We start from the raw sequence: 7,518 nt of genomic DNA on the forward strand, positions 1-7,518 counted from the left end.
TTGCGCGGTTGTGCGACAAACAATCCATGGTGTCTTTGATGCCAATAAAGTTGGGCAACTCTGCCGCTAGTTCTGCGACCAGTGCAGGCGTTAAATCGCAGCCGGTACGCGCGGGGAAATTATAGGCAAACCATTTGCCGCTCAGCTGTGTATCAAGCGCTTTGAAATAGCTCAGTAGCTGTTTGTGTGTCTGCCCGTAATAGTAGGGAGGCAGCACCATCACAGCATCAAATCCGTTCTGCCAGGCCGCATCCGCCAGCTGCAGCATATCCGCAATACAGGTGCTGGAGACGTTTGCCACCATGCTCAGTGGCGAGAGTTGGCGCGCCTCGCGGATCAGCAACAGGCGCTCCTGCTGAGAGAGCGAGGCAAACTCGCCAATGCTGCCCATCAATAACAAGGTATCAATGCCTGATTGATTCAGGCGCGAAAAATGGCGGCTAAGCGCATCAATATCCAGATTATTGTTGCTGTCGAAGGGCGTTACTGACGGGCACCATACGCCGGGCAATGCGGGTTGTGCAGACATAACAAGCTCCTTAGTTAGAAAATGAAACATCGTTTTAACTTAATGCTATCTGCGCAGGCTAACCAGTTAGCGAGGGTAAAAAGGTGAGATATCGCACTTTTCTCTTTCTATAAAGGCGAGAAAAGCAGGTAGTGTTTAGCCCCTCAGCCAAGACAGGAGCATTGCCATGCAAGACTGGAATCCACAGCTGTATCGCCAATTCGAATCAGAGCGAACCCGCCCGGCGCGTGAGCTAATGGAGCGCATTCCGCTCGATGATGTGCGCTTTGCCACTGATCTTGGTTGCGGACCCGGAAACAGCACTGAGCTACTGGCTCAAGCCTGGCCGGAGGCGCAGATAACCGGAATTGATAGCTCTGCCGCAATGTTAGAACAGGCGCGCGAACGTCTCCCCAACTGCCATTTCCAGCAGGCCGATATTCGTCGCTGGCAGGCTGAACAGCCGCAGCATGTTATCTATGCCAACGCCTCGCTGCAGTGGTTGACCGAGCATCACACATTGCTGCCGCATCTGGTTGATCAATTGGCCATCGGTGGCGCGTTAGCGATTCAGATGCCCGATAATCTTGAAGAACCGTCGCACCGCTTGATGCGTGAAGTGGCGGCGAATGAAAAGTGGCAGACGCTGATTTCACCACAGGCGGCGGATCGCAAACGTCTGCTGACTACCGATCACTATTACGATTTATTGACCGATGCGGGTTGCAAAGTTGATATCTGGCGTACCACTTATTATCACCCGATGGCAGATGCGCAGGGCATCATTACCTGGTTGCGTGCCACTGGACTGCGTCCGTTCCTTGCGGGGCTTGATGAAACCCAGCAGGCAGCATTTCTCCATGATTATCACCAGGCACTTATTCCGGCTTACCCCGCACGCAGTAACGGCCAGGTTTTGTTAGCCTTCCCGCGTCTCTTTATGGTTGCAGTGAAAACAGGCTGAGGTATCTGGAAGCCACTACGCAGAAATGATGGCTGAAGGTTGAAAAGGGCTTTTCAGCGCACCATTTACTGCTAACGTGAAGCGCCACAACGGGAGAAGGCGATGAACGATGAACAGTTACAGCAGCTAAGTCGCCGTATTGGCGAGCAGCTGAAGAAACGTCAGGCAACGGTGACCGCAGCGGAATCCTGCACCGGTGGCTGGATTGCGAAAGTATTTACCGATATTAGCGGCAGCTCCGCCTGGTTTGAGCGCGGTTTCGTCACTTACAGCAACGAAGCTAAGCAGCAGATGGTGGGCGTACAGGACACAACGTTGCAGCAGCATGGCGCCGTAAGTGAACAGACTGTACGTGAGATGGCGACCGGTGCGGCAAAAGCAGCGGCGGCGGAATAGGTCATCGCGGTAAGCGGTATTGCCGGTCCAGATGGTGGCACGCCCGATAAACCGGTGGGCACCGTGTGGTTTGCGATTGTGGGACCAGAGGGGCGCGTATTAGCGCAGCGCCAGATCTTCGCTGGTGACCGTGATGCGGTGCGCCGTCAATCAGTGGTCTGGGCGCTGCAAACGCTGCTTGATGAATTTCTGATAAATTAAACTTGATACTGTATGACCATACAGTATAATTAGTGGCAACAGAACGAGCGACATACTTGATGTCGACTCACCCAGCATGATTAGGAGTGGAAATGGCGATCGACGAGAACAAACAGAAGGCTTTAGCTGCCGCACTGGGCCAGATTGAGAAGCAATTTGGTAAAGGCTCCATCATGCGCTTGGGTGAAGACCGCTCAATGGATGTCGAAACCATCTCTACCGGCTCACTGTCACTGGACATCGCGCTGGGCGCGGGTGGCTTGCCGATGGGACGTATCGTTGAGATTTACGGACCGGAATCTTCGGGTAAAACCACGCTGACGCTGCAGGTTATTGCTTCTGCACAGCGTAAAGGTAAAACCTGTGCCTTTATCGATGCTGAGCACGCACTGGATCCGGTATACGCAAAAAAACTGGGCGTGGATATCGATAACCTGCTGTGTTCACAGCCGGATACCGGTGAGCAAGCACTGGAAATTTGTGATGCGCTGGCGCGTTCAGGCGCGGTTGACGTCATCATCGTCGACTCCGTGGCGGCGCTGACGCCGAAAGCGGAAATCGAAGGCGAGATCGGCGATTCACACATGGGGCTGGCCGCTCGTATGATGAGCCAGGCAATGCGTAAGCTGGCGGGTAACCTGAAGCAGTCCAACACGCTGCTGATCTTCATCAACCAGATTCGTATGAAGATTGGTGTGATGTTCGGTAACCCGGAAACCACAACCGGCGGTAACGCGCTGAAATTCTATGCTTCTGTTCGTCTGGATATCCGCCGTATCGGTGCGATTAAAGAGGGCGACGAAGTGGTGGGTAGCGAAACCCGCGTGAAAGTCGTGAAGAACAAAATTGCGGCACCGTTTAAGCAGGCTGAATTCCAAATCATGTACGGCGAAGGTATCAACACCTTTGGCGAGCTGGTGGATCTTGGCGTGAAGCACAAGCTGGTTGAGAAAGCCGGTGCGTGGTACAGCTACAATGGTGAGAAGATTGGTCAGGGTAAAGCTAACTCCACCAACTTCCTTAAAGAGAACCCAGCGATTGCGAATGAAATCGACAAGAAGCTGCGTGACTTGCTGTTAAGTGGTGAAGTCGCCGCTGCAGACACCGCGAAAATCTCCGCTGATGATCGCGAAGAGGCCAGCGAAACCAACGAAGATTTCTAAAATATTAACGGGAGCAGAGATGCTCCCGTTTTGCTTTTCCCCGCCAGCGCTTTTCCTCTCTGCCTTCTTGCTTTACCCTGCGACCCTGCACGACTGTTAGAACAAGGTTGATCCTATGTCATCGTCACCATCTGCGGCACCTGTGCCAACATATTCCCGTTTGCTTGACCGTGCTATGCGTATCCTCTCGCAGCGCGATCACAGTCGCGAAGAGCTGAAGCGTAAGTTGCAGCTCTCTTCCCAACGCGCGGCCTATCTGCAGCAGCAGGAAAACACGCCGATTCCCGATGAGTTACTGGAAAAAGTGCTCGACTGGTGTCAGGAGAGCGGTTGGCTCAACGATGAGCGCTTTACCGAACGCTTTATTCAAAGCCGTGCGCGTAAGGGATATGGTCCGCAGCGCGTGCGTATGGAGTTGCAGCAAAAAGGCATTGGCCGCGATGAAATCAATCAGGCGCTGTTCGATACCGAAGTGGACTGGAGCCAGTGTGCAGCCGATCTTGCCAAACGCAAATTTGGCGAACCTTTACCGCAAACCTGGGCCGAGAAAAGCAAGGTTCAGCGTTTTTTGATGTCGAAAGGCTTTATGATGGAAGATATTCAGGCTGTTTTCAGAAATAGTGACGACTGAAAGGCGATGTGATTTTACTTCCCACTGAAGAAAATTTATCTTATTCCCACTTTTTGTTCCTCAGTCAGCGGCAGGCCGGATGGATAGGGTTTGCCAGCGAAAGGGAACGTTCGTTAGCGTGATTCCAGGAATTTTATGAGCAAGAGCACTGCTGAGATCCGTCAAGCGTTTCTCGACTTTTTTCATAGCAAGGGACATCAGGTTGTAGCCAGCAGCTCCCTCGTACCGAACAACGACCCGACTTTGCTGTTTACCAATGCCGGGATGGTCCAGTTTAAAGACGTTTTCCTCGGTCAGGATAAGCGCGACTATGCGCGCGCAACGACGTCTCAGCGTTGTGTGCGTGCCGGCGGCAAGCATAACGACCTCGAAAACGTGGGCTACACGGCACGTCACCACACCTTCTTTGAAATGTTGGGCAACTTCAGCTTTGGTGATTACTTCAAGAAAGAAGCGATCGCTTATGCATGGGAACTGCTGACGGGTGAGCAGTGGTTTAAGCTGCCTAAAGAGCGCCTGTGGGTGACCGTCTATGAAACAGACGATGAAGCCTTCGAAATCTGGGCAAACGATATTGGTGTGCCGCGCGAGCGCATTATCCGTATCGGTGACAACAAAGGCAGCGCTTACGCATCAGATAACTTCTGGCAGATGGGCGACACCGGTCCTTGCGGCCCATGCACTGAAATTTTCTTCGATCACGGCGATCATATCTGGGGTGGCCCGCCGGGCAGCCCGGAAGAAGATGGCGATCGTTACATCGAGATCTGGAACATCGTCTTCATGCAGTTCAACCGTCAGGCCGACGGCACCATGGAGCCGCTGCCGAAACCGTCAGTGGATACCGGCATGGGTCTGGAGCGAATTGCTGCCGTGCTGCAGCACGTTAACTCCAACTATGAAATCGATCTGTTCGCCAAATTGATCAAGTCGGTTGCACAGGTAACTGGCGCAACCGATCTGGATAACAAGTCGCTGCGCGTTATCGCTGACCATATTCGCTCTTGTGCCTTCCTGATCGCCGATGGCGTAATCCCATCGAACGAAAACCGCGGCTATGTATTGCGTCGCATCATTCGTCGTGCGGTGCGTCACGGCAATATGCTGGGCGCGAAAGAGGCATTCTTCTACAAGCTGGTTGCGCCACTGATCGAGGTGATGGGTGCCGCAGGTAAAGACCTGAAGCGTCAGCAGAAGCATGTTGAAAACGCGCTGAAGAACGAAGAAGAGCAGTTTGCTAAAACGCTGGAGCGTGGACTTGCGCTGCTGGATGAAGAACTGACGAAGCTGCAGGGCGATACGCTTGATGGCGAAACGGTGTTCCGTCTATACGATACCTTTGGTTTCCCGGCGGATTTGACTGCTGATGTATGCCGCGAGCGCAATCTGAAGATTGATGAAGCCGGTTTTGAAGCCGCGATGGAGCAGCAACGTCAGCGTGCGCGTGAGGCCAGTGGTTTTGGTGCCGACTATAACAATGTCATTCGCATTGATGCCGCAACCGACTTCAAAGGCTATGACCATCTGGAACTGAATGCGACAGTCGAAGCACTGTTCGTCGACGGTCAGCAAGTTGAGCAGATCAGTGCAGGTCAGGACGCGGTGGTCGTGCTTGACGAAACGCCGTTCTACGGCGAGTCAGGTGGACAGGTTGGCGATACTGGCGTGTTGGCTGGGCAGAATGCTGAATTTAGCGTTCAGGACACTCAGAAGTATGGTAAAGCGATTGGTCATATCGGTAAGCTGAGCAGCGGCCAGTTACGCGTTGGCGACCGTTTGCATGCCCAGGTTGATGAAACTCGCCGCGCGCGCATCCGCTTGAATCACTCCGCCACGCACTTGCTGCATGCCGCACTGCGTCAAGTGTTGGGTGATCACGTAGGACAGAAAGGCTCGCTGGTTAACGATAAGTATCTGCGTTTCGACTTCTCTCATTTTGAAGCCATGAAGCCGCAGGAAATCCGTCAGGTTGAGGATATTGTTAACGCACAGATTCGCCGCAACCTTGCCGTTGAGACCGAAATCATGGATCTCGATGATGCAAAACAGAAGGGCGCAATGGCGCTGTTTGGTGAGAAGTACGATCAGCGCGTACGTGTGCTGACCATGGGCGATTTCTCTACCGAACTCTGTGGTGGTATCCATGCGCTGCGTACCGGTGATATTGGCCTGTTCCGCATTCAGTCTGAATCGGGTACTGCTGCAGGTGTACGTCGCATTGAAGCCGTAACCGGCGAAGGTGCGTTGGCACAAGTGAATGCGCAGAGCCAACAGCTGCTGGATGTGGCGCAATTGGTGAAAGCCAATAGCAGTAATCTGAATGAGAAGGTGCGCGGCCTGGTTGATCACGTCCGCGCGCTGGAAAAAGAGTTGCAACAACTGCGCGATCAGCAAGCTGCGCAGGAAAGCGCTTCACTGAGCAGTAAGGCTGTTGACGTTAAAGGCACGAAGTTGCTGGTCAGTGAACTGAGCAACGTTGAGCCGAAAATGTTGCGTACCATGGTCGACGACCTGAAAAACCAGTTAACGTCTGCCATCATCGTGCTGGCAACGGTTGATGATGGAAAAGTTTCACTGATTGCTGGTGTGACCAAAGATCTCACTGACCGCGTAAAAGCTGGCGAGCTGATTGGCGAACTAGCCTCTCAGGTTGGCGGTAAAGGCGGTGGTCGCCCAGATATGGCTCAGGCCGGCGGTACAAATCCGCAGGCGCTGTCTGGCGCGCTAGCTGGCGTGCAGGAATGGGTCAGTAACCGACTGTAACGTATAAAACTTCGCATTGTGATAAGCGCCAGAAGCCCGTTTTCTGGCGCTTTTTTAACGCGGTGCACACCAGGTAATGACAAAGTCCGGTTGATGTAGTGTATTTCGGCTAAACTAACTATCAGCAGAATGTATTGGCATGGCGAAGCACAATGGTGTATTTGTCATAGGCATTGTTCAGCGTTATATGATGGATACGGCCGGGAGACCGAACAAGCCCGACTCTTTTAATCTTTCAAGGAGCAAAGAATGCTTATTCTAACTCGTCGAGTTGGTGAAACCCTCATGATTGGCGATGAGGTGACTGTAACGGTGCTGGGTGTTAAAGGTAACCAGGTCCGCATTGGTGTTAACGCGCCTAAAGAAGTTTCGGTTCATCGCGAAGAGATCTATCAGCGTATTCAAGCCGAAAAAACTCAAGCCTCGAGTTACTAACGGATTCAGCGCCTCGCTCCTGAGCGAGGCGCTACCGGTTTTTCCCCTCCAGTCCCGCACATCTCCCGTTTTTCTTTCTCAATCCCTCCAGTCTTTTAATCCTCATTTGTGTTCTCCAGCAGCCTTTCTTTGTTGATAAATCACTCTTTTTGTCGTTAAAGCATCCGAATTGAGCGTCATTTGTGCAAACAAACAAAAGGCTGGAAATAAATGTTTGACTTATAAGTCCGGGAAAGTAATATGTGCGCCACGCAGTGCCGATGAGCAGAAACAAGTTCAGAAGCACGGTTCGGAAGAACGCGTAAGGTGAGGTGGCCGAGAGGCTGAAGGCGCTCCCCTGCTAAGGGAGTATGCGGTCAAAAGCTGCATCCGGGGTTCGAATCCCCGCCTCACCGCCATTTCCGATGCATCCATAGCTCAGCTGGATAGAGTACTCGGCTACGAACCGAGCGGTCGG

6 protein-coding genes, 1 tRNA gene and 1 pseudogene are annotated in these 7,518 nt (G+C 52.8%); 7 read left to right on the forward strand and 1 reads right to left on the reverse strand.

Features of this window, described 5'->3' with window-relative positions:
- Positions 1 to 529, reverse strand: a 529-nt coding sequence (locus tag RTY00_RS15775; RefSeq protein WP_312665079.1) for a dihydrodipicolinate synthase family protein, incomplete at its 3' end; no start/stop codon positions are given.
- A 166-nt stretch (positions 530 to 695) separates the two neighbouring features.
- Here RTY00_RS15775 and tam point away from each other — a divergent pair.
- The 7 genes and pseudogenes from tam (at position 696) to RTY00_RS15810 (ending at position 7,459) form a co-directional block, all read left to right on the forward strand.
- A complete protein-coding gene (gene tam / locus RTY00_RS15780) occupies positions 696 to 1,472 on the forward strand; it encodes a trans-aconitate 2-methyltransferase (RefSeq protein WP_312665080.1) in 777 nt (258 codons plus the stop codon).
- 102 nt (positions 1,473 to 1,574) lie between these two features.
- A pseudogene (gene pncC, locus RTY00_RS15785) lies at positions 1,575 to 2,069 on the forward strand (nicotinamide-nucleotide amidase).
- A gap of 92 nt (positions 2,070 to 2,161) precedes the next feature.
- A complete protein-coding gene (recA, locus tag RTY00_RS15790) occupies positions 2,162 to 3,232 on the forward strand; it encodes a recombinase RecA (RefSeq protein WP_008104515.1) in 1,071 nt (356 codons plus the stop codon).
- 175 nt (positions 3,233 to 3,407) lie between these two features.
- Entirely contained in the window at positions 3,408 to 3,863 is a 456-nt protein-coding gene (locus RTY00_RS15795; RefSeq protein ID WP_061719951.1) for a regulatory protein RecX, read from the forward strand.
- Between the two features lie 135 nt (positions 3,864 to 3,998).
- On the forward strand, positions 3,999 to 6,626 hold the full coding sequence (gene alaS / locus RTY00_RS15800) for an alanine--tRNA ligase (protein WP_312665081.1): 2,628 nt from the start codon (positions 3,999 to 4,001) through the stop codon (positions 6,624 to 6,626).
- A gap of 249 nt (positions 6,627 to 6,875) precedes the next feature.
- Positions 6,876 to 7,061 carry a carbon storage regulator CsrA gene (gene csrA / locus RTY00_RS15805; protein ID WP_008104508.1) on the forward strand — a complete coding sequence of 62 codons (186 nt, stop codon included), beginning with the start codon at positions 6,876 to 6,878 and terminating at the stop codon, positions 7,059 to 7,061.
- Between the two features lie 305 nt (positions 7,062 to 7,366).
- A tRNA-Ser gene (locus tag RTY00_RS15810) sits at positions 7,367 to 7,459 on the forward strand.
- Positions 7,460 to 7,518 lie beyond the last annotated feature (59 nt).

It is taken from the genome of Pantoea sp. CTOTU49201, assembly GCF_032054795.1.
Classification (GTDB): domain Bacteria; phylum Pseudomonadota; class Gammaproteobacteria; order Enterobacterales; family Enterobacteriaceae; genus Pantoea; species Pantoea symbiotica.

What these genes read in the sequence shown, in the direction of transcription:
- tam (WP_312665080.1), top strand. Translation starts at nt 696, where the DNA reads ATGCAAGACTGGAATCCACAGCTGTATCGCCAATTCGAATCAGAGCGA.
- recA (WP_008104515.1), top strand. Translation starts at nt 2,162, where the DNA reads ATGGCGATCGACGAGAACAAACAGAAGGCTTTAGCTGCCGCACTGGGC.
- RTY00_RS15795 (WP_061719951.1), top strand. Translation starts at nt 3,408, where the DNA reads ATGCGTATCCTCTCGCAGCGCGATCACAGTCGCGAAGAGCTGAAGCGT.
- alaS (WP_312665081.1), top strand. Translation starts at nt 3,999, where the DNA reads ATGAGCAAGAGCACTGCTGAGATCCGTCAAGCGTTTCTCGACTTTTTT.
- csrA (WP_008104508.1), top strand. Translation starts at nt 6,876, where the DNA reads ATGCTTATTCTAACTCGTCGAGTTGGTGAAACCCTCATGATTGGCGAT.